General features: G+C 63.6%; 32 protein-coding genes and 1 tRNA gene. 26 read left to right on the forward strand and 7 right to left on the reverse strand.

Translation table 11 applies throughout. The annotated features are described in order from the left end of the window. Window positions 1–3 precede the first annotated feature (3 nt). The 21 genes from pspB to WG900_RS06015 all read left to right on the forward strand — a co-directional run bounded on the left by pspB (window position 4) and on the right by WG900_RS06015 (window position 13,551). Window positions 4–312: an envelope stress response membrane protein PspB gene (gene pspB / locus WG900_RS05915; RefSeq protein ID WP_339965521.1), complete on the forward strand. Its 309-nt coding sequence runs from the start codon at window positions 4–6 to the stop codon at window positions 310–312. Then, complete coding sequence (pspC, locus tag WG900_RS05920; RefSeq protein ID WP_339965522.1) at window positions 309–686, forward strand: envelope stress response membrane protein PspC; 378 nt, start codon at window positions 309–311, stop codon at window positions 684–686. The genes pspB and pspC overlap by 4 nt, the downstream gene beginning before the upstream one ends. A gap of 24 nt (window positions 687–710) precedes the next feature. Continuing rightward, on the forward strand, window positions 711–992 hold the full coding sequence (locus tag WG900_RS05925; protein ID WP_339965524.1) for a hypothetical protein: 282 nt from the start codon (window positions 711–713) through the stop codon (window positions 990–992). Further along, complete coding sequence (locus WG900_RS05930) at window positions 989–1,312, forward strand: hypothetical protein (protein WP_339965526.1); 324 nt, start codon at window positions 989–991, stop codon at window positions 1,310–1,312. The genes WG900_RS05925 and WG900_RS05930 overlap by 4 nt, the downstream gene beginning before the upstream one ends. Next, window positions 1,312–1,644, forward strand: coding sequence for a hypothetical protein (locus WG900_RS05935; RefSeq protein ID WP_339965528.1), 333 nt, complete (start codon window positions 1,312–1,314; stop codon window positions 1,642–1,644). The genes WG900_RS05930 and WG900_RS05935 overlap by 1 nt, the downstream gene beginning before the upstream one ends. 30 nt (window positions 1,645–1,674) lie before the next feature. Further along, on the forward strand, window positions 1,675–1,950 hold the full coding sequence (locus tag WG900_RS05940) for a hypothetical protein (RefSeq protein ID WP_339965530.1): 276 nt from the start codon (window positions 1,675–1,677) through the stop codon (window positions 1,948–1,950). Window positions 1,951–2,007: 57 nt separating this feature from the next. Beyond that, complete coding sequence (locus WG900_RS05945) at window positions 2,008–2,241, forward strand: hypothetical protein (protein WP_339965532.1); 234 nt, start codon at window positions 2,008–2,010, stop codon at window positions 2,239–2,241. Then, window positions 2,238–2,414, forward strand: a complete 177-nt coding sequence (locus tag WG900_RS05950; protein WP_339965533.1) for a hypothetical protein — start codon at window positions 2,238–2,240, stop codon at window positions 2,412–2,414. The genes WG900_RS05945 and WG900_RS05950 overlap by 4 nt, the downstream gene beginning before the upstream one ends. 150 nt (window positions 2,415–2,564) lie before the next feature. Beyond that, a complete protein-coding gene (locus WG900_RS05955; RefSeq protein WP_339965534.1) occupies window positions 2,565–2,975 on the forward strand; it encodes a SufE family protein in 411 nt (136 codons plus the stop codon). 13 nt (window positions 2,976–2,988) lie between these two features. Further along, entirely contained in the window at window positions 2,989–3,345 is a 357-nt protein-coding gene (locus WG900_RS05960; protein WP_339965535.1) for a YbaN family protein, read from the forward strand. 153 nt (window positions 3,346–3,498) lie between these two features. Continuing rightward, window positions 3,499–3,882, forward strand: coding sequence for a hypothetical protein (locus tag WG900_RS05965; protein ID WP_339965536.1), 384 nt, complete (start codon window positions 3,499–3,501; stop codon window positions 3,880–3,882). 84 nt (window positions 3,883–3,966) lie between these two features. Then, a complete protein-coding gene (gene leuC / locus WG900_RS05970) occupies window positions 3,967–5,397 on the forward strand; it encodes a 3-isopropylmalate dehydratase large subunit (RefSeq protein WP_339965537.1) in 1,431 nt (476 codons plus the stop codon). A gap of 23 nt (window positions 5,398–5,420) precedes the next feature. Further along, window positions 5,421–5,918: a DNA-deoxyinosine glycosylase gene (locus WG900_RS05975; protein ID WP_339965538.1), complete on the forward strand. Its 498-nt coding sequence runs from the start codon at window positions 5,421–5,423 to the stop codon at window positions 5,916–5,918. 9 nt (window positions 5,919–5,927) lie between these two features. Beyond that, on the forward strand, window positions 5,928–6,089 hold the full coding sequence (locus tag WG900_RS05980) for a hypothetical protein (protein ID WP_310533502.1): 162 nt from the start codon (window positions 5,928–5,930) through the stop codon (window positions 6,087–6,089). Beyond that, window positions 6,089–6,691 carry a 3-isopropylmalate dehydratase small subunit gene (gene leuD / locus WG900_RS05985; RefSeq protein WP_339965539.1) on the forward strand — a complete coding sequence of 201 codons (603 nt, stop codon included), beginning with the start codon at window positions 6,089–6,091 and terminating at the stop codon, window positions 6,689–6,691. The genes WG900_RS05980 and leuD overlap by 1 nt, the downstream gene beginning before the upstream one ends. Window positions 6,692–6,779: 88 nt before the next feature. After that, window positions 6,780–7,103, forward strand: coding sequence for a DUF1476 domain-containing protein (locus WG900_RS05990; RefSeq protein WP_310533499.1), 324 nt, complete (start codon window positions 6,780–6,782; stop codon window positions 7,101–7,103). A 3-nt stretch (window positions 7,104–7,106) separates the two neighbouring features. After that, the gene (locus WG900_RS05995; protein ID WP_339965540.1) at window positions 7,107–7,340 is read left to right on the forward strand and encodes a BolA family transcriptional regulator; all 234 of its coding nucleotides are present in this window, start codon (window positions 7,107–7,109) and stop codon (window positions 7,338–7,340) included. A gap of 33 nt (window positions 7,341–7,373) precedes the next feature. Then, window positions 7,374–7,694: a Grx4 family monothiol glutaredoxin gene (gene grxD, locus WG900_RS06000; RefSeq protein ID WP_339965541.1), complete on the forward strand. Its 321-nt coding sequence runs from the start codon at window positions 7,374–7,376 to the stop codon at window positions 7,692–7,694. Window positions 7,695–8,079: 385 nt separating this feature from the next. Further along, a complete protein-coding gene (locus tag WG900_RS06005; protein WP_339965542.1) occupies window positions 8,080–8,850 on the forward strand; it encodes an NUDIX hydrolase in 771 nt (256 codons plus the stop codon). Window positions 8,851–8,885: 35 nt separating this feature from the next. Further along, window positions 8,886–10,337, forward strand: coding sequence for a D-alanyl-D-alanine carboxypeptidase/D-alanyl-D-alanine endopeptidase (gene dacB, locus WG900_RS06010; protein WP_339965543.1), 1,452 nt, complete (start codon window positions 8,886–8,888; stop codon window positions 10,335–10,337). Window positions 10,338–10,512: 175 nt separating this feature from the next. Continuing rightward, window positions 10,513–13,551 (forward strand): TonB-dependent receptor domain-containing protein, encoded by a 3,039-nt coding sequence (locus WG900_RS06015; protein WP_339965544.1) that lies wholly within the window; start codon window positions 10,513–10,515, stop codon window positions 13,549–13,551. Between the two features lie 63 nt (window positions 13,552–13,614). Here the strand turns inward: WG900_RS06015 and WG900_RS06020 are convergent, their stop codons facing one another. Both WG900_RS06020 and WG900_RS06025 read right to left on the reverse strand, forming a co-directional pair. Then, window positions 13,615–14,037, reverse strand: a complete 423-nt coding sequence (locus tag WG900_RS06020) for a hypothetical protein (RefSeq protein ID WP_339965545.1) — start codon at window positions 14,035–14,037, stop codon at window positions 13,615–13,617. 87 nt (window positions 14,038–14,124) lie between these two features. Next, window positions 14,125–14,201 (reverse strand) — tRNA-Arg (locus WG900_RS06025). Between the two features lie 57 nt (window positions 14,202–14,258). Here WG900_RS06025 and WG900_RS06030 point away from each other — a divergent pair. After that, window positions 14,259–14,981 (forward strand): queuosine precursor transporter, encoded by a 723-nt coding sequence (locus tag WG900_RS06030; RefSeq protein ID WP_339965547.1) that lies wholly within the window; start codon window positions 14,259–14,261, stop codon window positions 14,979–14,981. 45 nt (window positions 14,982–15,026) lie between these two features. On the opposite strand, the gene WG900_RS06035 is transcribed toward WG900_RS06030, so the two are convergent. Together WG900_RS06035 and WG900_RS06040 are read right to left on the reverse strand one after the other, a co-directional pair. After that, window positions 15,027–15,236 (reverse strand): PspC domain-containing protein, encoded by a 210-nt coding sequence (locus WG900_RS06035; protein WP_339965549.1) that lies wholly within the window; start codon window positions 15,234–15,236, stop codon window positions 15,027–15,029. Continuing rightward, window positions 15,233–15,382 carry a hypothetical protein gene (locus WG900_RS06040; protein ID WP_339965551.1) on the reverse strand — a complete coding sequence of 50 codons (150 nt, stop codon included), beginning with the start codon at window positions 15,380–15,382 and terminating at the stop codon, window positions 15,233–15,235. Before WG900_RS06040 ends, WG900_RS06035 begins: the two co-directional genes overlap by 4 nt. Before the next feature lie 223 nt (window positions 15,383–15,605). On the opposite strand from WG900_RS06040, the gene recF reads away from it, so the two are divergent. Beyond that, the gene (gene recF, locus WG900_RS06045; RefSeq protein WP_339965553.1) at window positions 15,606–16,688 is read left to right on the forward strand and encodes a DNA replication/repair protein RecF; all 1,083 of its coding nucleotides are present in this window, start codon (window positions 15,606–15,608) and stop codon (window positions 16,686–16,688) included. A gap of 71 nt (window positions 16,689–16,759) precedes the next feature. Here recF and WG900_RS06050 read toward each other — a convergent pair whose 3' ends face one another. Then, complete coding sequence (locus WG900_RS06050) at window positions 16,760–17,455, reverse strand: arylesterase (protein WP_339965555.1); 696 nt, start codon at window positions 17,453–17,455, stop codon at window positions 16,760–16,762. Between the two features lie 45 nt (window positions 17,456–17,500). Here WG900_RS06050 and WG900_RS06055 point away from each other — a divergent pair, with 45 nt between their 5' ends. Beyond that, on the forward strand, window positions 17,501–18,208 hold the full coding sequence (locus WG900_RS06055; RefSeq protein WP_339965557.1) for an ABC transporter ATP-binding protein: 708 nt from the start codon (window positions 17,501–17,503) through the stop codon (window positions 18,206–18,208). After that, window positions 18,205–20,739 carry an ABC transporter permease gene (locus tag WG900_RS06060; protein WP_339965559.1) on the forward strand — a complete coding sequence of 845 codons (2,535 nt, stop codon included), beginning with the start codon at window positions 18,205–18,207 and terminating at the stop codon, window positions 20,737–20,739. The genes WG900_RS06055 and WG900_RS06060 overlap by 4 nt, the downstream gene beginning before the upstream one ends. 63 nt (window positions 20,740–20,802) lie before the next feature. Here the strand turns inward: WG900_RS06060 and WG900_RS06065 are convergent, their stop codons facing one another. Beyond that, a complete protein-coding gene (locus WG900_RS06065) occupies window positions 20,803–21,678 on the reverse strand; it encodes a hypothetical protein (RefSeq protein ID WP_339965561.1) in 876 nt (291 codons plus the stop codon). Window positions 21,679–21,816: 138 nt separating this feature from the next. After that, a complete protein-coding gene (locus WG900_RS06070) occupies window positions 21,817–24,441 on the reverse strand; it encodes a TonB-dependent receptor (RefSeq protein WP_339965563.1) in 2,625 nt (874 codons plus the stop codon). A 266-nt stretch (window positions 24,442–24,707) separates the two neighbouring features. On the opposite strand from WG900_RS06070, the gene typA reads away from it, so the two are divergent. Continuing rightward, window positions 24,708–26,534: a translational GTPase TypA gene (typA, locus tag WG900_RS06075; RefSeq protein WP_339965565.1), complete on the forward strand. Its 1,827-nt coding sequence runs from the start codon at window positions 24,708–24,710 to the stop codon at window positions 26,532–26,534. Window positions 26,535–26,591 lie beyond the last annotated feature (57 nt).

A 26,591-nucleotide genomic window follows, 5' to 3' on the forward strand; every position in this document is an offset into this window, starting at 1 on the left:
CACATGGAAGAGGTTTTCCTGCCCCTTATCATCTGCGGTATGCTGTTCGTCGCTTTGCCGTGGATCATCTTTCACTACATCACCAAGTGGAAGACCGCCGCCACCCTAACGACCGGTGACGAAGCCCTGCTTGAAGAGCTTTATCAGGTCGCCAAGCGGCTCGACTCCCGGATGGACACGGTTGAACGCCTGGTCGCTTCCGACAACCCCGATTTCCGGCCGGCGCGCCTGATGCACGACCGCGAAACCGATAACCAGCAACTGCGCGAGCTTGAAGGACTGCTCGGCAAGAACGAAAGGATGTCCAAGTGAACAGCCCGCGCACCCGCTTTTATCGCGACAAGATCAACGGCAAGATCTTCGGCGTCTGCTCCGGCATCGCCGACTACACCGGGGTTGATGTTCTCTGGGTCCGCATCGGCATGGTGCTGTTCACCCTGGCAACCGGCTTCGGCATCCCGCTCTACATCGTGCTGGCCCTGATCGCCGACAAAAAGCCCGGCTATCTCTATGCCGAGGACAAGAGCGAACAGAAGTTCTGGCAGGGCGTCCGCCAGTCGCCCGGCCGCACGGCCCGCGAAGTGCGCGCCCAGTTCCGCGACATCGACCGCCGCCTGGCCGACATCGAGACCTATTACGTATCGTCGAACCCGCGCCTTTCGGCCGAGATCGAACGCCTCCGCTAACCCGCTTGCAACAGGGGAAATCTCATGGGTGAACTTGCCCTCCTCATTCCGCTCGCTCCCTTCATTCTCGGCGGCTTCGTCATCTGGACGCGCCACCAGACGAAGATGGCCGAGGCCCAGGCCGCAATGCCGCAGGTCGACGAACGGCAGGCCCTCTACACCCGCGAACTGGAAGACCGCATCCGCGTTCTGGAACGCATCGTCACAGACAAGGGCTACGATGTCGCAAGCCAGATCGAAGCGCTGCGTGATGCCCGTGCAATCGAGGCCCGCCTTGATGCCCGTGAAAAGGACCTCCAGCCATGAACTGGGGCAGCCCCGAATTCGTCATCCTCATCGTCGCGATCTCGACCGGCGGCTGGGTGATCAACAACTGGATCCGTGCCCGCCACGGCTACCCGCTCGAAGACGAATGGGGCGGCAAGACGGCCCTTGGTGACGACAAGGCCAGCAAGGCCCTGATCGCCGAGAACGTCGAACTGCGCAGCCAACTGGCCGAGGTGGGCGAACGGCTGCAGGTGCTGGAACGCATCGCGACCGACAGCAGCGTCGGCGTCGCCGCCCAGATCGAAGCCCTGCGCGATGAACCGCGCATCACGGCAAAGCTTGAAAGGGAAGTCCGCTGATGGACCCGCAGGAACTGATCCCTTACCTCGGCTGGCTGATCGGCGGCGGGCTCATCCTCGGCATCGGCGGCATCCTTGCCTCGATGCACAACACCCGGCTCAAGATTAAGCACGGCTATCCGCTGACCGGCGGTTGGGGCCAGGCCATCCACCCGAAGTCGACGACCGAGGATGGCGAGCGGATCAAGCTGCTGACTCAGGAAAATGCCACGCTGCGCGCCGAACTCGGCTCGGTGAAGGACCGCCTCGCCACGATCGAACGAATCGTCACTGACGGCGGCTACAGCCTGACTCACCAGATCGAGGCGCTGCGCGATCAGCCGAAGAACTGAACTAAACTTACGGGATAGGGAAGAAACGAAATGAGCGGCAGCCAGATCATGGTGGTGATGATTGTCCTGATCGTCAGCGTCGCCGGCCTTCTGAAGGCGCGTTTCAACGCGCGGCACGGGATTTTCGAGAGCCGTCACGGCCGCCAGCAGTTCATCGCGCCGGAGCAGGACGATGGCACAAAAGCCGAACTGATCAAGGAACTCGAAACTCTGCGCGAACGCGTGAAGGTGCTCGAACGCATTGCCACCGATGAACGCCAGAGCCGCTCCATCGCCGCCGAAATCGAAGCCCTGCGAGACAAGTAGGCGCGGGCGCAAACGCAACATGGGAACTGCAACTCCGGGGGACCAGGGAGAAGCATGATGATTGATAGCAACCTGATTTCCGCCGCCATTCTGCTGGTCGGACTGGGCATCGTCTCCGCCGCCGCCTTGCGCGGGTGGAACGGCTGGCTCCAGCTCAAGACCCGCGAGTTGGAGCACCGCCGATCCGATCTGGAAGGCGGCGCCCCATCGGGAATGGCCCGCATCGAAGTGGCCGACCTCAAGGAGCGCATTCGCAAGCTTGAGGCGATAGCAGCAGGAGTTGATCTGTGAAGGAAAAAGCAACAGGCGCCGCGCGCGCCGGCATCGGACTCGGCTCGGCCATCGCGGTCGCCGTGTCATGGAGCCTGCACAAATCGATCCTGTGGGCCGTGATCCACGGGGTGCTGGGGTGGTTCTACGTGATCTATTACATGCTCACCAGGCCCGGCGGCTTTTTCGGCTAGGCTCAGTTGTGACAACATCCTTCGACAAGCTCAGGATGAGCGGAGGTTGTGTTGAACCTGTTCCCAATCCCGCTCAGCCTGAGCCTGTCGAAGGCCGCATGTGCAACGCCTGCCCATTGCGCTGGGACTTTCGGTCGCTAAATGAACCCCATGCGCAGCCTTGATGACATCCGCGAGGAATTCGAATTCCTCGACAGCGACGAACGCTACCGCCTGCTGATCGAGCTGGGGCGCGAGCTTGATCCCATGCCCGATGCGCTGAAAACCGATGCCACACTGGTGCGCGGCTGCTCGGCCAGCGTCTGGGTCTATCCCACCGAAGGCGCGGAAAGCCGGCTGCATTTCCTGGCTGACAGCAACGCGGCCATCACCAAGGGCATCATCGCGCTGGTCCTCTCATCCGTGCAGGACAAGCCCGCCGAAGAGGTCGCGGCGATGGACATTGCCGAAGCGCTCGAGCCTTTCGACCTGAAAAACCAGCTCTCGTCCAACCGCACGCAGGGCCTGCCCAACATGATCGCGCTGATTCGCGAGACTGCCGCGCGGCTGGCCACAGCTTGAACCGCAACCCGTCATGAAACTGGCCCGGCCATTCTGGCTGACTGCCGGCATTTCCGCCTTCGCGATGGGGACTGTGGGCATCCTGCTGCCCCTGCTGCCGACCGTGCCGTTTTATCTGCTCGCCGCCTTTTGCTTCGCCCGGTCGAACCAGAAGTGGGAGCAATGGCTGCTCGACCACAACGTCTGGGGCCCGCCGATCCGCCGCTGGCGCGAACGCGGCGCGATTACGCGCAAGGCCAAGATCTCATCCGTCACTGCCATGTCTATCGGCGCCGGGGTCACCTGGTTTACGCTCGGTTGGCCTTGGGTGGGGATTTCGCTGCTGGTTCTGGTCATCGCCGGTAGCTGGATCTGGTCGCGCCCGGATTGAAGTTACCCACACTGAGTTTACAACGCGACAGACTGCGACATTTTAGCGCTGAAATGAGACATTCCGTAGCGCGCCGTTCATATTCAAAGGCCTAAACCTGAACTCGCCGGTTCGAATTCCCCCACCGGCACAATGAAATCAGGAGTACCGGCCATGACCAAGTTCACCAAGATCGCAGCCCCTGCGCTGATCGCCGCGATGGCCTTCGGCGTTGCTGTTCCCGCCCAGGCCCAGCACAACCAGGGCCGCGACTATGGCTACAACCACAACAACAACGGCTATAACAATGGCCGGGGCATCGAGCGCGAAATCACGCAGCTTGAACGCCAGGTTAGCCGTAACGACAACCGCGACCGCATCTCCGAGCGCGAAGCCGCCGGCCTGCGCCGCGACGTTGCCCAGCTCCGCTGGACATATCGCAGCTATGCCCGTGACGGCCTGAGCTCGCGTGAAGTCCGCACCCTGCAGGACCGGATCCAGCGCATCCGCCACAAGCTGCAGAACGAGCGTCACGACCGCGATGGTCGCCGCTACTAAGCAATGATGGGAAAGGGCAGCTTTCAACCTTGCTGCCCTTTCCTGCTTGTCAGACGGCCTGCGGCTTTCTAGTCGCAGGCCGTCATGACAGCCAAGCCACGCACACTTTACGAGAAGATCTGGGACGCCCACGTCGTCGAACGCCAGGAAGACGGCACCTGCCTGATCTATATCGACCGCCACCTCGTGCATGAGGTTACCAGTCCGCAGGCCTTTGAGGCCTTGCGCGTTTCGGGCCGCAAGGTGCGCCGCCCGGACCTGACGCTGGCGGTCCCCGACCACAACTTGCCAACCACGGCGCGCAAGGATGCTTCGGGCAACCGCCTGCCCATCGCTGACGCCGAAAGCGCGCAGCAGCTCGCCGCGCTGGAACGCAATGCCCCCGACTTCGGCATCCGCTATATCGGCGCGACCGATCTTGAGCAGGGCATCGTCCACGTCGTCGGCCCCGAACAGGGCTTTTCGCTCCCCGGCGCTACCATCGTTTGCGGCGACAGCCATACCGCCTGCCACGGCGGACTTGGTGCTCTGGCATTCGGCATCGGCACCAGCGAGGTTGAGCATGTGCTCGCCACGCAGACGCTGCTGCTCAAGCAGGCGAAGACCATGGAAGTGCGCGTCGAAGGCCATCTGGCCCCCGGCGTCACCCCCAAAGACCTCGTCATGCACATCATCGGCGTGATTGGCACTGCTGGCGGAACCGGCCATGTCATCGAATTCCGCGGACCGGTGTTCGAACAGATGTCCATCGAGGGCCGCCTGACCGTGTGCAACATGGCGATCGAAGGCGGCGCCCGCTCCGGCCTTGTCGCGCCCGATGAAACGACATTCAGCTATCTCAAGGGCCGCCCCCTCGCCCCGACCGGCAACGATTGGGACAAGGCCGTTGCCTGGTGGAAAAGCCTTGCCACCGATCCAGGCGCCTCGTTCGACAAGTCGGTGACGATCAGCGCTGCAGAAATTGAGCCGACGGTCACCTGGGGCACCAGCCCGGAAGATACCGTCGCCATCGGCGGCGTGGTTCCGGCTCCCGAAAGCTTCGCCGATCCGTCCAAGCAGGACGCCGCGCGCAAGAGCCTTGATTACATGGGTCTGCAGCCTGGCCAGCGTATGGACGAGGTCGAGGTGCAGAACGTGTTCATCGGTTCGTGCACCAACAGCCGCATCGAAGACCTGCGCGCCGCTGCCGCCGTAATCAAGGGCCGCAAGAAGGCCGCGAATGTGCGCTGGGCCGTGGTCGTGCCCGGCTCGGGTCTGGTCAAGCAGCAGGCCGAGGCCGAAGGACTGGACGTGATCTTTACCGAAGCGGGCCTTGAGTGGCGCGAGCCAGGATGTTCGGCCTGCCTCGCCATGAACCCGGACAAGGTTCCTGCGGGCGAGCGCTGCGCCTCGACCAGCAACCGCAACTTCGTCGGCCGACAGGGCCCCGGCGCGCGCACGCACCTCGTCTCTCCGGCGATGGCTGCGGCAGCGGCGGTTACCGGCAAGCTCACCGACGTGCGCGACCTCGTCTGACGCGGGAAAATGCCTTCGCGCCATTGGCCGATGCCGGCACCCGCGTGCTGGTGCTGGGCAGTCTGCCGGGGGCGCAATCGCTCGCCCGGCAGCAGTATTACGGCAATCCCCGCAATGGTTTCTGGTACCTGATCGGTGAAGTGATCGATCGGCCGAACTTGCCCGCCCTGCCCTATGCCGAGCGCCTTCAGGTGCTGACCTCCGCCGGAATCGGCCTGTGGGACACCATCGCCTCCGCACACCGCAAGGGTAGCCTAGACACGGCGATCCATGATGCCGAACCTGCGGCGCTTTGCGAACTCGCGCAAGGCCTGCCCCGCCTGCGCGCGATTGCCTTCAACGGCGCCAAGTCGGCAACAATTGGGAGGAAGGCGCTCGGCTTGTGTCAATGGCGCCTGATCGACTTGCCCTCGTCCAGCCCGGCCCATGCTGCCATGCCGCTTGCAGAAAAGCGCGAACACTGGCTCGCCTTGCGAGAATTCCTTGCCGCGCCCCTTGAAACCCCGGCCCGGCAACCATAGGGAAATGTCATGACCGATCCTGAAGACAAGAACTGGAAGAACAAGGCCGCCGTCGCCGGCGCTGCCATTGGTTCCGCCGCGCTCGCCGCTGCCGTGCTCTACATGACGCGCAAGAAGCCGGCGAAGGCCGAGCCTGCCCCGATCACCAAAGACGTGCCGGAAACCGACTGATGGACGCTGTCTCCCACGTTGAGGGCAAGGCCTATCCGTTCGGGCGCAAGAACGTCGATACCGACGTCATCATCCCGGCGCAGTGGCTCAAGACCATCACGCGCGAAGGGCTGGGTCAGGGCTGCTTCGAAAGCGTCAAGCAGGAACCGGGCAACGTGTTCGAAGACGAGGCCTACAAGGGCGCGCCGATCGTCATCGCCGGGGACAATTTCGGTTGCGGTTCCAGTCGGGAACACGCAGCGTGGGCGCTGCTCGACATGGGCATCAAGGCGGTGATCGCGCCGAGTTATTCGGACATCTTTTCGGGCAATGCCTTCAAGAACGGTATCCTTGCCGTGGCCCTGCCGCAGGAACAGGTCGACCGTCTGCTCGAGGTGGCCAAGACCGATCCGATCACGATCGACCTTGAAAGCCAGACCGTCACCACCCCGTTCCAGGATCGCTTTACCTTCGAGATCGACCCGTTCCGCAAGCACTGCCTGCTCAACGGCCTCGACGAGGTGGGCCTGACCCTGACCCGCGACAGCGCGATTGCCGCCCATGAAGCCAAGGCGCGCGAAAGCCTCCCGTTCCTTGCCAAGGGAATCGCTGCAGCGGCATGATGCCCACGCGCTGCATCGGGGATTGAACGGAACGCCCGCGCGGCCTATCGCAAATGCCAAGTCGTCACACCTAAGGACCCAGCCTGACATGACCGATTTCAATGACCGCGAACGCGCCGAGGAAGCCCACTTCGCTCATGACGAGGAAATGAACTTCCGCGTCCACGCCCGCCGCAACAAGCTGCTGGGCCACTGGGCTGCCGAACGCATGGGGCTTTCTGCCGCCGAAACCGAAAGCTACGCCCGCGCCGTAGTTCAGGCCGATTTCGAGGAAGCCGGCGATGAAGACGTCGTGCGCAAGCTGCTTGGCGACATGACCGCTGCCGGTGTTGAAGTGACCGAGGCCGAAGTCCGCGCCGCGCTCAGTGCCAAGCTGATCGACGCCCGCCGTGCGCTTATGGGCGAGTCCTGAGCCATGGGGATGCCCGCTGCCGAGATCGAAGCCATGATCAAGGCGGCCCTGCCCGATGCGGAAGTTGCGATCACCGATCTGGCCGGTGACAACGATCACTTCGCCGCGCGCGTGACCAGCGCCGCCTTCGCCGGCAAGACCCGCGTGGCGCAGCACAAGATGGTCTATGATGCGCTAGGCGGCCGGATGGGCGGCGTGCTCCACGCCTTGCAACTGACCACTGTCGTTCCCAGCTAAGCTGCGATCCCATTCCCACGAAGGCCGTCCCCCATGTCTGATACCAACTCCCGCATCGCCGAGATCGTCAATTCCAACGACGTCGTCCTGTTCATGAAGGGCACGCCGCTGTTCCCGCAGTGCGGCTTTTCCAGCCGCGCGATTGCCATCCTCGAGCACCTTGGCGTGAAGTACGAGAGCGTCGACGTGCTGCAGGACATGGAAATTCGGCAGGGCATCAAGGAATATTCCGAATGGCCGACCATTCCGCAGCTCTACCTCAAGGGTGAGTTCCTGGGCGGCAGCGACATCATGATGGAAATGTACGAAGCCGGCGAACTGCAGCAGGCCATGGCTGACGCCGGGCTCGTTTGATCTAGAATTTTTCTGCCTCACGGCGGTACGGAAAGCCAGCCCGCTTTCCCTGCGGAGACTCTGCCGCAAGCTTTTGGCGGACGCCAAAAGCGCTCCTGACAAAAAGAGAAGCCCGCAGGGTGGGACCTGCGGGCTATCTTTTTTGGGACGGTGTCTTGGGGAGACTGAGGGCCGCGGAGACCGGGTGCGGCCCCCGTCTCATTCGAGACTGCTTTGGGGGTGCCAGATACAATGCAGGCACCGTGCCAGTTTCCCGAAAACCCCGGAAATCTCGCAATTAAATGCATGAGCGCCACCCTACAGCATTGGCATATGTAAACTTTCCCGACAATCTTATGACAATTCGGCCCTTGCTTTGCCGCATTGACCCGGCAAGGGCTGGGACATGACCTTTGGCCCCGCCTTTCCCGGTGCAGTTCCTGCTGCGACCATCGTCGTCTTCCGCAAATCAGCGACGGGCGGCCCCGCGCAACTGCTGATGCTCGAACGGGCGGGTTCTATGCGTTTTGCCGGCGGCGCCGCAGTGTTCCCGGGCGGGCGCGTCGATCAGGCAGACCATGCCCTTGCCGCCAGCCTCGACCACGGGCTCGACCCGCATGACGCCGCCTCGCGCATCGCCGGCATCCGCGAAACGCTGGAAGAGGCGGGCCTCGCTGTCGCGCTTAAAGGGGCGATAGACGCCGAGAGCGCCGCGCGTGGGCGCGAAATGCTGCTCGCGGGCGGCGAACTGGCCCCGGTTCTCGATGCCTTCGGATGGTCGCCGGACCTCGATGCCTTGGAGCCTTGGGCGCGCTGGTGTCCCGAATGGAAAGGCGCGTTCGACACCCGGTTCTACCTCGCCGATCTCGGCACCGGCGCGGTCGACGTAGCGGTGGACGACACCGAACACACCCACCTGTTCTGGACCAGTGCGGCCGAGGCGCTGGCCATGGCGGATCGCGGCGAGATCAGCGTGATCTTCCCCACCCAGCGAAACCTTGAGCGGCTGGCTCTGTTCGGCGAATTTGCCGGCGCGCGCGATTACGCCAGGCAGTTCCCCGTCCGCACCATCTCGCCTTTGCGGGTGGAGATTGACGGCACCACGTACCTGACGATCCCCGAAGACCTCGGCTATCCCGTGACCAGCGAAGCCCTGTCGACCGTCAAGCGCGGCTGATCGACAAATTGCACAAGGCCGCTAGTCTCCCGCTCATGCGCACTTTCGTCCTGATCGCCGCTGGCACCGCCCTGCTCTGCCCGCAACTTGCCGCCGCCCAAAAGGAAGAAGGGCAGCAAAGCGCGCAGCAAATCGCCCAGAAAGTCCTTGCCACCAGCGGCCCCGGCACGCGCTGGGGCATGGTGGTGGTTGATGATGAGGGGCGCGAAGTGGTCAGCATCGACCCCGAGGGGCGCTACATCCCCGCCTCGAACACCAAGCTGTTCACTACTGCCGCAGCCTTCTGGAAACTGGGCGCGCTGGACCAGCCCGACCAGCTTGGCGGGGCGAGCGTCTGGCTGCTCCTCGGCAAGGGCAGGGTCCCCTCGGTCGAGCTCGTCGGCCGGGGCGATGCACGGCTGTCCTCTGCGCCGGATTGCAAGGTCGTCTGCCTGGCCCAACTGGCCGACGCTATCGCCGCCAGGACCCGCAAGGTCCACGACATCACCGGCGACGACACCCGCTTCATCGACCAGCGCTGGAGTCTGGGGATGAGCTGGAACAACATCCCAACGCGTTCAGGCACGGGGATTTCCGCGCTCACGCTGGATGACAACGAAGTGAAGGTCGTTGTAACTCCGGGAACGGCCGGCAAGCCGCCTATCGTCTCGCTCCCGGCCTATTTCAGCGTGGAAAACACCGCGCAGACCGTCGCTGCCGAACCTGCGGCGCTGAGCGTGGACCGGCTTCCGGGCAGCAAGGTCGTTCAGGTCAGCGGCTCCTTGCCGGTTACCGCACCGAAGATCGTGACGCTCGGCATCGATGATCCGGCGGACTATGCCGCGTGGAAGCTGGCGGAAATGCTCAAGGCGCGCGGGGTGAAGGTTTCTGGCAAGGTCGCCGCCCGTCACCGGATCGATCCGCAGGCCGGAGCCATGGAGGCCCGCCCTCCACCGCTGGACACCGTGTTGCCGCCGCCGCTTACCGAAGACCTGACGCGGATCAACAAGGAGAGCCAGAACCTCCACGCTGAACTGGTTCTGCGCCGGGTCGGCATGATGGCGGGCGGCAACATGCGCGCCGATGCCTCGGTCGAAGGCGGCCAGAAAGTGGTAAGCGCCATGCTCACGGAAGCCGGCCTCAAACCGCACCATTTCGCGTTCTCGGATGGCTCGGGCATGTCGACCTATAACCGCATCGCGCCGCGCGGTGCGGTGACGTTCCTTCGTTGGGTGAAGACCCAGCCTTGGGGGACAAAGTTCCGCGAAACGCTGCCCATCGGCGGGGTCGATGGGACGCTGGCCGGCCGGTTCCGGGGCACTTCGCTCGAAGGCCGGTTGCAGGCGAAAACCGGCACTCTCAACGCGACCAACGCGCTCGCCGGCTGGTTCACGGCCAAGAGCGGACGGACATTCACCTTTGCGGCCTATGCCAACGATGTTCCCGACGGCGTTATCGCCACCCGGATCATGGATGCAGCGCTGGTGAAAATCGCGGAATCGCAATAGGTTCTTGCGAGCGGCTCGCATCAACAAGCAAGACATGTTGCAGTTTGGTCACGCTTGCCAATTCAATGACATAATTCGCTGAATCTCGCGGCAAAACCCTAGCCTAGGTGCGCGTTCAGGTATCTATTGCGCGCTTGCCCAAGGGGTTTGGGCCTGATTCCTATCAGGGGGACATATGCGCAATACTTCGCTCGCGGTGGCACTCGCCACTGGCACCGCCTTCCTTGCTCTCATCGCGATGCCAAGCGCCGCCATGGCGCAAAGCGCTTCGGATGGCGACAGCGCCGAAAGCGATGGCAAGGCCATTGTCGTCACCGGTTCGCGCATCAAGCAGGACCCGTCGAAGAGCGCGCTGCCGCTGGAAATCGTCACGCCCGACGATCTCAGCCGCGAAAGCATCAGCAGCCCCGAGCAGTTTATTTCCTACCTCGCCGCGAACGGCAACGGCGCGGATAACCTCGCTTCGAACTCCGACGTGGTGACCGGCGCGGCGCGCGGCACCAACGGTCTGTCGGCCGCCAACCTGCGCGGTCAGGGCGCATCATCCACGCTGGTCCTGCTCAATGGCCGCCGCGTTGCCGCACACGGCCTTTCGGGCTCGGCGGTTGACGTCAACCAGATCCCGTTCTCGGCGATCGAGCGCATCGAAGTGCTGAAGGACGGCGCTTCGGCCATCTACGGCACCGATGCCATCGGCGGCGTGATTAACTATATTACCAAGAAGAACTTCACCGGCATCACCGCCTCGGGCTTCGTCGACATTACCGAAGCCGGCGACGCGCCGATCTATCGCCTGTCCGGCACGGCTGGGTTTGGCAAGCTGGACGAGCAGGGCTTCAACATCATGGGCGCCGTCAGCAAGAGCTGGAACGGCATTCTGTTCGGCAAGGACCGCGATTTTGTCAACGGGAACCAGCCCAACCGCGGCCTGTCGATCGACACGCGCGGCACGCCGATTGCCACCGTGTTCCCGATCAACCCGACCGCGAGCGGCATCGGCATCTCGCAGGGCGGCACCCTGTTTGGCGGCACCACCGTCGGTTCGCTGGCAACCAACCCGGGCTTCTTCATCCCCGGCACAACGACTGCGGCCAATGGCGGCGTCAATCCGCTTGATCTGCCCGGCGGCGCCGGCTGCAGCACGATGGACGGCGGCATGCCGTATGATCAGGTGCTGTGGAACACGCCGGGTGCCGCGCTCGCCTGCGCCTGGGACACGGGCCGCGCGGCTACGCTGCAGCAGCCGCTTGAAACGCTGACGTGGTATGGCCGCGCCACCGCGAAGCTCGGCGAGCATGAAATTTTCGCCGAAGTCACCGGATCGAAGGCCCATTCGAGCAAGATCTTCTCGAACAACCAGTACACCGCGAACAACACTTCGCTGCCGATCGCCTATCCGCTCAATTCGCTGACGGCATCGACCTACAACACGGTTTACGATCAACTCGCCGCTGTCCTCCCCGCCATCGGCGCTGTGGGTGATCGCACGGTCGATTCGGTCGGACGTTACGGCCTGCCGATCGCCTTCCGCTGGCGCTGCGAGGCTTGCGGCCCGCGCCAGTATGAAACCGATACCAAGACCTTCCGCGCCGCCATGGGCGCCGAAGGGCCGATTGGCGGATCGTGGGAATACCGCGTCGGTGGTTCCTATGCGGAAAGCCAGGCCACTTCGGTTCTCGGCTCCGGCTATCACTTCCGCGGCGTCTTCGCGAGCAACGCCAGCGCCCTCGCCTCAGGTACCGGCGCAACGCTTGCTGGTCAGGCGGATACGCGCGCACCGACGGCTCCGGGCGCCAGCGCACCCGGCATTGTCGGCCTGTTCAACAGCGGCATCATCAACCCGTTCTCGCTGGTCCAGACCCCGCAGGCGCTTGCCGCGCTTGATGCCGTTTCCGCCAAGGGAACGCGGCTTTATGGCGGCAAGTACACCGTCTGGCAGGCCGATGCCTCGATCTCGGGCGACCTGTTCGAACTGCCTGGCGGCACGGTAAAGTTTGCGGCCGGCGTCGACTATCGCCGCGAAGGTTACAGCTTTGATGGATCAACTGCCGGTGCGACCACCTCGCCCGACATTTTCAACGTCGCCTTCGACAACGTGAACCAGCTGTCCAAGAAGACCCGCGACGTGAAGGCAGCCTATGCCGAAGTTCTGGTTCCGGTGTTCGATATGCTCGAACTGACCGGCGCGGTCCGCGTTGACGATTACACCGGCTTCGGCAGCACGGTGAACCCCAAGTTCACTGCCAAGTTCCAGCCGGTCGACTGGCTCATGGCCCGCGCGTCCTATGGCACCGGCTTCCGCGTTCCTTCGTTCAACCAGATCTTCAATGGCGTCACCCAGTCGCCCAACCCGGGCAGCTCGCTGACCGATCCGACCACCTGCCCCACCGGTGGCACGGTCAACGTCACCCCGGGCTGCACGGCGATCACGCCGGATTCGCTGAGCGGCGGCAACCTCAACCTCGGGCCGGAAACGTCCGAACAGTACAGCGCCGGCCTCGTCCTGCGGCCCACGTCGCGGATCACGCTTTCGGCCGATTACTGGAACATCGCCGTGGACAACGTGATCGGTTCGATCACGATCTCGCAGCTGTTCGCCAACATCGCGGCGTTCCCCGAGCGTATCCAGCGCACAAACGGCATCATCACGCTGCTTGACCTGCGCACCGGCAACTTCGGTTCGCGGCGGACCAGCGGCATTGACTTCATGGCGCGCGGCAACTTCGATGCGCTTCAGGGCACGATCTCGGCTGGCTTCGATGCCACGCTGCTGCTCACCAAGAAGGAAAAGCTGCTTCCCAACCTGGCTTACACCAACCTGCGGGGCGTGTTCTCGCTGTCTGGCGATCTGGGCCTGAAGTGGAAGCACAACGCCTTCATCAGCTATGCGAAGGATGGCTTCACCATGACCTTCTCGCAGATCTATCGCGGCGGCTATCAGAACGCCGGTCTGCCAAGCCTGACCACCAACAACAGCGCCTCGCGACCTGACTACAACGCCCGCGTGAAGCCCTATCACATCTACAACATGTCGATCTCGCAGCTGGTCGCCGAACGCTTCAAGATCACCTTGGGCGTGAAGAACATCTTCAACACCGACCCGCCGTTCGCCATCACCTATGACAGCAACACCGGCTCGGGCAGCTCGTGGGAACCGCGCGTCGCCGATCCGCGCGGCCGCAGCTTCACGGTGTCAGCCGAAGTGAAATTCTAAGCGTTTAGAACAGCGTGAAAAGACTGAGCCGCCGGGGGAAACCTCGGCGGCTTTTTCTATGCCCTAGCCTGCGACGAGTTCCAGAAAACGCCCCGAAACCCAGCCACTGGCGCAAGGGCCGGCATAGGCGCGGCGTTTGGCAATCGGGGTACCAACGCCGCATTCCTGACCGGGAACGCGCTCATAGACCACGCCGATCCATTCGCCTTCCTCGGTCGAGTCGCAGGACCAGACCCTGCGGCCCATCTTCAGCCGATCGCGTTCCCTACCCCTGACGCTGGGCGCGACGCGGACCGAGAGGAAATTGTCGCCCTTTGCCTTGAGACCGACCACCTTGTGCACCCCGCCGCAGGCATCGAACTCTGCCTCTCCGCCCACCATCACAGGCCGAGCAGCAGGAAGAGCGGCAGGCTTGGCAAAGCCGGGCACCGACAGGATCGGTGCGGAGAGGAGGGCAAAAAGGGCAATCGACCGGACTGGACGCATCGGGTGAACTCCATTGGAAAGCCCGCAGCCTAACGCCACAGCGTCCTCAGGCAAATTGCCTGATCGGCAAGGCTCGGGATGGAAGTTTGGCGCGCCCGGCAGGACTCGAACCTGCTGCCTCAAGATTAGAAGTCTCGCGCTCTATCCAGATGAGCTACGGGCGCGCGCCTGCTTCCCATAGTCAGGGTTTGACGGCGGCGCAAACCGGGTTAGGCTTCAATATGGACAAAGCCCTTTCGCGCATTGACGGAAACGCCGGCGCCCGCCGTCATTTCCGCTATTTCGACTACGTGATGGCGGCCTTTGTCGCGATCCTGCTGCTGTCGAACCTGATCGGCGCGAGCAAGTTGGCGACGATCCAAGGCTACACTTTCGGCGCGGGCATCCTGTTCTTCCCGCTGTCTTACGTGATCGGCGACGTGCTGACCGAGGTCTACGGCTATGCCAATGCCCGCCGCTGCGTGTGGATGGGCTTTTCCGCGCTGGTATTCATGGCCTTCATGAGCTTCGTCGTCGTCGCAATGCCGCCGGCTGAGGACTGGGGCGGTCAGGCCGCTTACGAGAGCGTGTTCGGCAGCACCTGGCGCATCGTCCTCGCCTCTGTGCTCGCCTTCTGGGCTGGCGAGTTCGTGAACAGCTTCGTGCTCGCGCGGATGAAGGTGTGGACCGCAGGCAAGCATTTGTGGAGCCGGACGATCGGTTCGACCTTCTTCGGGCAGGCCGTCGACAGCGCGATATTCTACCCGGTCGCCTTTCTTGGCGTCTGGTCGAACACGCAAGTCGTCACCGTGATGGTGACCAACTGGCTGCTGAAAGTGCTGTGGGAGGCCGTGCTGACCCCGGTGACCTATGCGGTCGTTGCCTGGTTCAAGGCGCGCGAGGGCGTCGACGTGTTCGACGAGGGCATCGATTTCTCGCCCTTCGCCAAGGCAGATGCGGTTTAGGCCCCGCGCTCTCTAGGAGCGGCGGGGCCTCACCGCGATGGCTCATCAATCTGCGATGAGGCCAATTGCGAGGTAGATCAGGATCAGCGATCCGAAGCCGAGCAGGGTGCCGACGACCCAGCCAACGCGGACCAGCGTTACGTCGATCCCGAAGTAGTCGGCCATGCCGGCCGAGACGCCCATGACCTTGCCGCGGGCCTTGTTCAGACGGAAGCCTGCCGACTTGCCGCTGGAGTTGTGTTCGACCTGGTTCATGCGACTGCTCCGACATAAGCGCTGGCGAGGTTCACGTTGGAAACTTCAGCGGGAGTGGATACGGTGTTGGTGAACAGCACCAGCGAAAGCATCAGGGCGCTGGCGGCGGCTGCGAGGCGGCTGCTGAATGAGTTGGCTTCGGTCATTTTTCGGTTCCTTCTTGAATGGTTGGGCGGGTGTTCCGCCGATGCAAGGTACTTTGCAGGAGCCGTGCCAAATTGGAAAAACCGCGCAAATCCGTCATTTTGACTTCGCGGCACACTTTGCAACATAGATGAATTCCTGATGAATGGCATTTTTTCCCAATTTTCAGGATCGGCGTTTTTCGTGGCGGTCCTGCCGCCCCGTAGCTAGGGCTGACAAGCCGCCATGACCCTTGACCGCCTTTCCCTGACCACGTTCCGCAACCACGGCGAAACCCGCATTGACGGAGCGCGGCATTTCAACCTGCTGGTGGGGGATAACGGCGCCGGCAAGACCAACGTGCTGGAGGCAATCTCGCTCCTCGCCCCGGGCCGCGGCCTGCGCCGGGCGGCACTGCCCGACATGGCCGGCAAGGCCGGTGACGGCGGCTTCTCGATCAGCGCCGATCTCGCTGCCAGCGCCGGGCCGGTGCGTCTCGGAACCGGCACTCAGCTTGACCGCCCGACCCGCCGCATCGTGCAGGTGGAAGGGACTGACGTTGCCGCCAATTCGCTGTCGGAATGGCTGTCGATCGGCTGGCTGACCCCGGCGATGGACCGCCTGTTTGCCGAAGGCCCCTCCGCCCGCCGACGTTTCCTTGACCGGCTGGTGCTGGCGCTGGAACCCGGCCACGCGCGCAATTCCGCGCGGCTCGACAATGCCCTGCGCGAACGCAACCGCTTGCTTGGTGCCGAGCACGAGCCTGACGCTTCCTGGCTGGCCGCGCTGGAAACCCAGATCGCCGAGAGTGGCGCGCTCGTCGCCCAGTCCCGCGCACGGCTGGTCGAGCGGCTATCCAGCGCGCTGACGACCCTGCCCGATGCGCCGTTTGCCCGCCCAGCACTGTCTTACCTAGCTGGCGGGCCGCTCGAAGTGGGCGCTCTGGCCTCCGCTCTAGCCGAGGGCCGCCGCCGTGATCGCGCCGCGCAGCGCACGCTGATCGGACCGCACCGCGACGAACTGGTCGTGACCATGGCCGGCAAGGACCAGCCCGCCGCGGAATGCTCGACCGGCGAGCAGAAGGCCATGCTCATCGCCATCACCCTCGCCCATGCCGGACTGCTGGACGCGGACCGGCCGGGGGTACTCCTGCTCGATGAAGTCGCCGCGCACCTCGATCCGGTTCGGCGCGAGGCGCTGTTCGAGCGGCTGCGCGCCGGCCAGGCGCAAGTCTGGCTGACCGGCACCGAACTCGCCCCGTTTGAGGCTATCACGCGGGAAGCCGCCGTCTGGCGCGTGTCCGGTGGCGCGGTCGAGCGGCTGGGCTGACGGTTACTTGCCCGTGACGGTTACTTGCCCGTGACGGTTACTTGCCCGTGACGGTTACTTGCCCGTGATGCTTATTTGATGGCCGAGGCGACGGTTCCTGCCGTCCGCTTGACCACTTCTTCCACGCCTTTCGCATTGGGGTGGACGTGATCGTCCTGGATCAGTTCGGGCTTTCCGACCAGGCCATTGAGGAAGAACGGCACCAGCGTCGCGCCATACTTTTTCGCCAGTTCAGGATAGATCGCCTCAAACTGCGCGCGGAATTCCGTGCCGAGGTTGGGCGGGGTGAGCATTCCCATCAGCACGACGTTCAGCTCGCGCCTCTTCGCTTCGGCCAGCATTGCCTCGATATTCTTGCGGGTTTCAGCGGGCGGCAGAGCGCGGAGCAGGTCATTGCCGCCGAATTCGATGATCACGAGATCGGGCTTAACCTTCTGCGAATCCAGCACGAAGCCAAATCGCTGCGCGCCAGCCGCGGAAGTATCGCCTGACACGCCGGCATTGGTCACCCGCGCGTTCACGCCCTGCGCCCGTAGTGCGGCTTCGAGCCGCGAGGGATAGGATTCCCCCGGATTCAGGCCATATCCGGCAAACAGGCTGTCCCCCACGGCAAGGATGCGCTTCTCCGGCCCAATGATCGGCGGTAGGTCCGACGGCGCATCGGTGCTCACAGCGAACGGCGCTGCGCTCGCTTCAGGCGCGGGTGCATCGCCCTTGCAACCGGCCAGCAAGGCAAGTGCGACAATTCCTGAGACAAACCTGTACATTTTCACTCCTTGCGAGACAGGCCATAGCTATGCCATCGCGGCGCGGTGACAAGTCCCCCCCAGATTTCGCCCGCCCCCATTCCGCCTGCAGCTGTCGAAGCCCGCGGCCTCATCCTCACGCTCGGCACCGTGCAGATCCTCAAGGGGATCGACTTGACGGTAGCGCAAGGTGAAACGCTGGCGCTGCTCGGCCCGTCGGGATCGGGCAAGAGCTCGCTCATGGCCGTGCTGACTGGGCTGGAACGCGCCGAGGGCGGTTCGCTGATCGTCGCCGGGCAGGATTTCACCACGCTTGACGAGGATGGACTGGCACTCGCCCGGCGCGGACGGATTGGCGTAGTCCTGCAGGCCTTCCACCTGCTGCCGACGATGACCGCGCTGGAGAATGTGGCGACGCCGCTCGAACTGATGGGCGCGAAGGACGCCTGGGCCCGTGCCGCGCAGGAACTGGAGGCAGTCGGCCTTGGTCACCGGCTCGATCATTACCCGGCGCAGCTTTCCGGCGGCGAGCAGCAGCGCGTGGCTATAGCCCGCGCGCTGGCCCCGCGCCCGGCGCTGGTCTTCGCTGACGAACCCACCGGCAACCTCGATGCGACGACTGGCGCAGGGATCGTTGACCTGCTGTTCGCCCGCCGCGCCGAGGCCGGGGCAACGCTGATCATCATCACCCATGACGAGCATCTCGCGACCCGCTGCGAACGCGTGGTGACCCTAGGCGACGGACGCATCGTCAGCGACACCGCCGCCAAGTGAGCGCCGCCCACCCCCTTCGCCTGCCCCTGGCGACCGCATGGCGCATCGCCCGGCGTGATCTGTCCGCCCGCTTCAAGGGGCTGCGCCTGTTGCTGGTCTGCCTGTTCCTTGGCGTTGGCGCGCTGGCCGCGATCGGCACCCTCACCCGCGCGATCGAGCGCGAACTGGAAACGCGCGGACAGGCGATCCTGGGCGGCGACGTGCAGGTCTCGGTCTGGCAGCGGTCGCTCAGCGATGCCGAGCTGGCCGCGCTGGGACGCCTCGGCACGGTCTCCACCGGCACCCGCACGCAGGCGATGGTCAGCAACGGCGACGCGGTTGCGCCGGTCGAACTGAAGGCCATCGACGCCAGTTGGCCGCTCTACGGCCGCCTCACGCTCAAGGACGGGCGCGCGGTAGGCCAGCCACCTGAAGGCGCCGCATGGATCGGCGAAGGCGTCGCCGCGCGGCTTGGCGTGGACAAGGGCGGCACGATCGCGCTTGGCGCGCTGCGGCTAAAGGTGGCAGGCGTGATCGCCGACGAACCCGACCGTCTGGGCGAAGGCATGGGTTTTGCGCCGCCAGTCATCGTACGTGAGCGCGTGCCGTTTGACGCTGGCCTGATCCAGCCCGGCGCGATGTACCGCAGCAAGGTGCGCGTCGCGTTTGCCGATCAGCGCGAAGCCGCACCGGTGGTTGACGACCTGCGCCGCCAGTTCCCCACTGCCGGATTCGAATTGCGCACCCGCGACCGCGCCTCGCCCGGCACCGAACGTTTCATCGACCGTCTGGGTGAATTCCTGACTCTGGTCGGACTCGCCGCACTGACCATCGCCGGCATTGGCATCGGCGGCGGGGTTTCCTCATGGCTCGACAGCAAGCGCGGCTCCATCGCTGCGCTCAAGGTGCTTGGCGCGACCAGCGGCGACATTGCGCGCATCACACTGTTGCAGGTCGCTTCCGTTGCGTTGGTAGGAACCGCTGCCGGACTGGTCGCCGGCGTGCTGGTGACCCCGCTGCTGACCAATGCGCTGAGTGGCTTGCTGCCCGTACCGAAGGGCTTCCCCGTTGAGCCCTTAGCATTGCTGCGGGCGGCGCTCTACGGCCTGCTGGTCGCCTTCGTCTTCACCGCCGTGCCGCTAGCCCGCGCCCGCGCCTTTCCCGCGATGGCGCTGCTGCGCGCGCGGGTTTCACCGCTGGGGAGTGAATGGAAGCGAGCGGCGTGGCCGGTGGTAATTGGCCTCACGCTGATTGGCGCGACGGCCATGATCAGCGCCGCGCAGCCGATGGTGACGGCAACCTTCCTTGGCGGATCGGCGGCGCTGTTGTTGCTGCTCGGCCTGCTCGGCTGGGGCATCCGGGGCACTGTCGCGCGCCTGCCCCGCCCCGCCAATCCCTTGCTGCGCACGGCCATGGCCAACCTGCACCGCCCGGGAGCGCAGACCGGCGCGCTGGTGACGGCGCTGGGCTTCGGCCTGTCCGCCTTCGTTTTGCTCGCCGCAATTTCTAGCAGTCTTGACGCGAACATCTCGGCGCGAGTGCCGCAGAAAGCGCCGGATTACTTCGTGCTCGATGTGCCGAAGGACCGCATTACCCAGTTTGGCGAAACGGTGCAGCAATTCGCCCCCGGCGCTGAAGTGCGCACGGTGCCGGCCCTCCGCGGTGCCGTCCTAGCTTATGGCACACCCGGCAGGATGACCCGTCTGGCCGACCTCAAGCAATTGCCCGAAGGTCTGGGTCCGCTGCGCGGCGAGCGCGGCCTGACCTATGCCGACGAGGTTCCCGAGGGCAACACGCTGGTCGAGGGCAAGTGGTGGCCCAAGAACTATGCCGGCCCGCCGCTTGTTTCGATCGACGCGGACATTGCCACCGCCGCCGGCTTGAAGGTGGGCGATACGTTGGCCGTGAGCGTGCTGGGCGTTGAGCGCGACGTGACCATTTCCAGCCTGCGCCGGATCGACTGGGCAACCATGGGCTTCAACTATTTCCTCGTGTTCTCACCCAATGCCCTGCGCGAAGCCCCGCACAACTTCGCCGCGACCGTCGACGTCAAGAACGGCGCTCCCCCCCCGACCCTGCTGCGCCAGCTCGCCAAGGCTTTTCCTTCCAGTTCGGTGATCGAGACCGGCCCGATGCTGCGGCAGGCGCGCGACCTGCTCTCGCAGATGAGCCTGGCCATCCTTGCTGCCGCATCGGTGGCGGTGCTGGCGGGCATTGCCGTGCTGCTTGGCGCGATTGCCGCAGCGCGCGCGGCGCGGACCTATGACAGTGTAATCTTGCGCGTGCTGGGCGCGAGCCGGCGGCAATTGCTGCTGGTCCAGCTTGGCGAATATGCCTTGCTGGCGCTGGTCCTCGCGCTTGTTTCGCTGGCGCTTGGCACCGGAGTGGCGTGGCTGGTCATCGTCCAGATGTTCGAATTCGACTGGCTGCCCGACTGGATCGAAGTTTTTGCCGTGCTGGGCGCGGGCCTGACGCTGGTGCTGGGCTTTGCCATGGCGGCATCGCTGCCGGTCTTGCGGACCCGGCCGTCGCAGGCGCTGCGCGAGCTTTGAGGGCAAAGGAAAGGCCCCTCCGCCGCGTGGCGAAGGGGCCTGGTATTCCGTTCCGACAATCAATCAGGCGAAGACATCTTCCGCCGCCCTTGGGCTGGCGTCCGAAAGTTCGGCGTGGATCGTCGACATCAGCGCCGATCCGGAGATCGAGAGGACGATGCCAACCACCAGCGCGCCGATACCGAGAAACAGCAGACTGCCAATCCCCGGCATTTCGGGCGGAGCGGCTGACGGGTCAACCGACATGGCGCTCGCCGCGGTAAAGACCGAAAAGAACGGAGCCACCAACAGCAGGAGGAGGACCACGGCGATCACGCCAAAGCTAAGCAGTGAAAGGAAGATCGTCAGCACATTGCCGCGGGTCATGTTCCAGCCGCGCGACAGGGCGGTCAGCGGATTGCCCACGCCTTCCACCGCGATCACCGCATTCACGGTCGACAAGCGGCATACAAGGTAAACTGCGCCGATGGAGACCGCCAACATGGCAATGAAGACGACAACGCTGCCCGCCATCGACAGGATGCCGACCACAAGGCCGACGACCAGCGCCACGACCAGATAAGCGATCATCAGGATAACGATCAGGCCCAGCATCGGCAAGGCACTGCGCATACCGGCGCTAAGCGCTTCACTGAATGTCAGCCGCTGCAATGGCGAGGCCATGGCCGTCATCGATGCTGACTGGGCGCAATAGACAAGGATATAGAGGATGTAGAACAAGATGACGCCCAGAATTGCCCCGGCGCCGATGGTCTCAGGACTGGCCTGCATTCCGGCACCCATTCCGGCAAATGCCGAAACGCCAATGACCATCGCGAAAACGATTATCAGAGCTATGTTAATGGCAAAGAATGTGGCCAGCAGACCCAGCAGCGGGCCAAAACGGCCCTTCACGATTTCGAGCGTTTGCCCGTAGATCTGACCTACGCTTGTAGTCATTTCGCAGTCCCCCATCTGCCGGACAGCCGCGTGCAGTCCGGTCCCGAAGGGGAAGGCATCACAATTCTTGGCGCTTGGCAAACAAAAAGGGGGCCCGCAAAGGCCCCCTTCCCGTTTTGTAACAGATGCTTCGTGCGATCAGAACTTGAAGCGCACCGAACCGCCGAAGGTGCGCGGTTCGCTGACATAGCCCGAGATCGAGCCCGACTGCGCCGGCGAATCGAAGATCTGCAGGATCGAACGATTGTCGGTCAGGTTGCGGCCCCAGATGCTCAGTTCGATGCCGTTCTGCATGGCATAGGTGAGCGAGGCGTTGACCTGGTTGACGTCCTGCTTGAAATCGCGGCCGGCTGCGAGCGCCGGTCCGGTGTCGATGATGGCACCGGCCGAATTCTTCACGACCAGGCCGGGCAGACCTTCGACCAGTTTGAACAGCGCTTCATAGTGGTAGTCACCGCGCAGGATCACGCGGTCGCCGTTGCCCAGTTCCTTGTTCCATTCCGCACCGATGGTCATCGACAGCGGGGAAACGCCGCCCGGACGCGTGCCCGACAGGTCACCGAAGGCCGACAGCGCGAAGCTGTCATACTTGGCGTCGAGGTAGGTCATCGCCAGGTTAAGCGTCAGTTCCGAAGTCGGCTTGACCATGCCTTCGAATTCAAGACCAAAGACCGATTGCTTACCCGCATTGGCAAGGAAGAAGCCGGTGCCGGTGAAGATGTTCGACTGGAAACCTTCGATCGACTGCTTGAAAATCGCGAAGTTCGCCGAGGCAACGCCCCAGCTGCCCTTCAGGCCGAATTCGTAGACGGTCGATTCTTCTGGACCGGCAAAGCGGCTGCCGGACGACAGGTTGGCCAAACGCAGCGCCGAATAGGTTGAGTTCGAATTGATCGTTGCAAGATCCGCCGGCGTGGGACGGCTGTCACGCGACAGGTTGATCGACGCCGCCTTGTATCCGGTGGCGTAGCTCACATAGGCGTTCAGGTTATCATTGAACTCATAGGCAAGACGCGCGGTCCAGTTCCAGTGGCCATCGCTCAGCTTGCCCGATTCCAGAGCGTTGGGAACGTTGAGGAACGGCGGCAGGAACTGCAGCGGCTTCAGGCCATTGAGCGGGTTGAAGGACGGTACGTTCTGCAGTGCAGCGGCTTGGGCCTGAGCTGTGGCGAGCGGAACGCCCTGGCCGAGCAGACCGCCCAGCAGCAGCTGGTAGCGGAACGGCGCATAGGCAGCCGCGTTGAAATCGACGCCCGAGAAGGCATCGTTCGACACGGTGTTGGTGCTGAAGACCTTGCTGTCATGCGTGTAGTTCGCGCCGCCGGTCAGCGTCAGGCCGTCGGTGATCTCGAAATCGACCTGGCCGAAGATCGAGTATGCCTCGTCCTTGAGCTTGTAGGCTTCGTTGAGGCCGGTGCCTGCAGCGAAGAAGCGGTTCGTGTACTTGGTCGGCTGGCCTTCAAGCGCGCCGAATGTGCCTTCCAGCAGCGCCACGTTGAGCGCATTGCCGGTGGCGCCGCGGATCAGCTGGTCAGCATAGGGACGTGCCTGCGTGCCCCAGAAGATCTCGTTCGCCTGGTCCACCTTCTCGTTAAAGTAGAACCCGCCGAGCATCACGTTGACCGGGCCGTCCCAATCGGTGTTGAGGCGCAGTTCCTGCGTGAAGGTATCGACCTTCAGATCCTGGAAGTTGCGGCCAAGCAGATCGGCGCTGGAAAAATCCGAATCCTGATTGGTGATCGCGCCGGTGCGGCGGAACGCGGTGATCGAGGTGAGCTTGAGGAAGCCCATCGAATAGTCGATCTGGCCTGAAAGCCCCCAGTTCTCGATCTTGTTGGTCGAATCGACGTTGTTGTACGTGATGTCGGCAAAGGGCTTCGCCGGATCGCTCAGCTTGCCGCCCAGCGCGAGGATCACCGAAGAGGCTGCCGAACGGCGCAGGTTCATGACCGAGCAGCACACTTCGTCGATCTTGCCGTAATCGCCGATGATGCGGACCGACAGGTCGTTCGACGGTTCGAACAGCAGCTGCCCGCGAACGAACCAGCGGTTGCGCTCGTTGATGTCGCTGCCAGTGGCACCGTCCTTCACATAACCGTCACGGCGGTTGTAACCGCCGGCAATCGAGGCGGCGATCGTGTCGCTGATCGGACCGGTGACCACGCCCTTGAGGATGAAGGCGTTGAAATTGCCGTAAGTTGCTTCGACATTGCCGCCGAATTCAAAACGCGGCTTGCGGGTGGTCATCGAAATGACGCCGGCCGAAGCGTTCTTGCCGAACAGGGTGGACTGCGGACCGCGCAGCACTTCGACACGCTGCACGTCAGGCAGATCGCCGATCATCGAGGCCGAACGCGAGCGATAGACGCCATCGACGAACAGGCCGACCGATGGTTCGATACCGGCGTTGTTGGCGCCATTGCCGAAGCCGCGGATGTAGAAGTTGGTGTTGGCCGAGCTCTGCAACTGGTTGACGCGGAGCGAGGGGACCACGCTCGACAGGTCGCGGATGTCGCGGATCTGCGCGCGTTCGATGGTCTCGCCCGTGGTTACCGAAACGGCGACCGGAACGTCCTGCAGGGTCTGTTCGCGCTTGGTCGCGGTAACGACGATCTCGTTGCCGGTACCGACGCTTTCCTCAGCCGGAGGAGCGGCCTGCGCCTCTTCATCGGCGGGGGCCGATTGGGCGAAAGCGACAGAGGGCATCGCCATCAGGGCGACGCTTGCGGTGCCGAGGAGCACGATGCGAGTCGTGATTTTCATGTAAGTCTCATCCTCTCGTAAGGGGTTTGACGCTACGGCAATGCTGCCGGGACGCCCCTTCCCCTGCTTGTTCTGCCGAAACCTTAGTTTTTCAAGGGCTCCGGCGCAATCGCGCGCAGCATTGGTCACAAACGCAACTTGTCCCTGTTGCATGAAGGACACAGGCGTCTTTCCTTGCCCTTGAGGCTCTGTTGGTTTAGGGGCGCGCCCATGTTGCGGCGCAGCACGCGCCCTGCCTCCTGTCCAAAGCTCCCGGAAAGTTCGTAATGTCCGCCAATCAGCGCAATATCGCCATTATCGCCCACGTCGACCACGGCAAGACCACGCTTGTCGACCAGCTCTTCCGCCAGTCCGGCACCTTCCGCGACAATCAGCGGATCGAAGAGCGCGCGATGGATTCCAACGACCTCGAAAAAGAGCGCGGGATCACCATTCTCGCAAAGTGCACGTCGGTCGAGTGGAACGGCACCCACATCAACATCGTCGACACGCCCGGCCACGCCGACTTCGGCGGCGAGGTTGAGCGCATCCTGTCGATGGTCGACGGCGTGATCCTGCTGGTCGACAGCTCGGAAGGCGCCATGCCGCAGACCAAGTTCGTTACCGGCAAGGCGCTGGCGCTGGGCCTGCGCCCGATCGTAGTGGTCAACAAGGTCGACCGTCCGGATGAACGCATCCAGGAAGTGCTCGACGAAGTGTTCGACCTGTTCGTGAGCCTCGACGCCACTGACGAGCAGTGCGATTTCCCCGTACTCTACGCCTCGGGCCGCAACGGCTACGCCAACGAAGACCCCAACCTGCGTGAAGGCACACTGACGCCGATGTTTGAAACCATCGTCCGTCACGTCCCCGCGCCTGAGGCCGATTTCGACGGCCCGTTCAAGTTCCTCGTCACCCTGCTCGATCGTGACAACTTCCTCGGCCGCGTCCTGACCGGCAAGGTTCAGTCGGGCACGGTCAAGGTCAACCAGCCGATCCACGCGCTCGACGGTGACGGCAAGATCATCGAAACCGGCCGCGCCTCCAAGCTGCTCGCCTTCCGCGGGCTTGAGCGTGTTCCGGTGGAAGAAGCCCGGGCGGGTGACATCATCTCGATCGCCGGCCTGACCGAAGCGACCGTTTCGAACACCATCTGCGACCCTTCGGTCACCGAGCCGCTGCACGCCCAGCCGATCGATCCGCCGACGCTGTCGATGCGTTTCGCGGTAAACGATTCACCTATGGCCGGCCGCGAAGGCACCAAGGTGACCAGCCGCATGATCCGCGACCGCCTTGAGCGCGAAGCGGAATCGAACGTCGCGATCAAGGTCACCGAATCTGCCGACAAGGACAGCTTCGAAGTTGCCGGTCGCGGCGAATTGCAGCTTGGCGTGCTGATCGAAACGATGCGCCGCGAAGGCTTCGAGCTCGGCATCAGCCGTCCGCGCGTGCTTTACGGCGAAGACGAAAACGGCAAGCAGACGGAGCCGTACGAAACCGTCGTGATCGACGTTGACGACGAACACGCCGGCACCGTTGTCGAAAAGATGGCGACCCGCAAGGGCGAGATGACCGACATGCGCCCCTCGGGCGGCGGCAAGACCCGCATCACCTTCTCGGCCCCGTCACGCGGCCTGATCGGCTACCACGGCGAGTTCCTGTCGGACACGCGCGGCACCGGCATCATGAACCGCCTGTTCGAGAAGTATGGTCCCTACAAGGGCCGGATCGATGGCCGCAAGAATGGCGTGCTGATCTCCAACGGCGCGGGCGAGGCAAACGCCTATGCGCTCGGCCCATTGGAAGAGCGCGGCATCCTGTTCGTCGGCGTCGGCACCCCGCTCTATGAAGGCATGATCATCGGCGAAAACGCCAAGCCGGATGACCTTGAGGTCAACCCTATGAAGTCGAAGCAGCTGACCAACTTCCGCGTCTCGGGCAAGGATGACGCCATCCGCCTGACCCCGCCCAAGATCATGACGCTGGAACAGGCGATTGCCTATATCGACGAAGACGAAATGGTCGAAGTGACGCCCAAGTCGATCCGTCTGCGGAAAGCCCTGCTCGACCCGAACGAGCGCAAGAAGGCTGGCCGCAAGAAGCAGGCGGCCTGACTTTCAGCGCCGGCTTTTTCAGCCTGACATAAAAAAGGGCGGCTCCTTCGGGAAGCC

This window comes from Novosphingobium aquae, assembly GCF_037572715.1.
Lineage (GTDB): Bacteria > Pseudomonadota > Alphaproteobacteria > Sphingomonadales > Sphingomonadaceae > Novosphingobium > Novosphingobium aquae.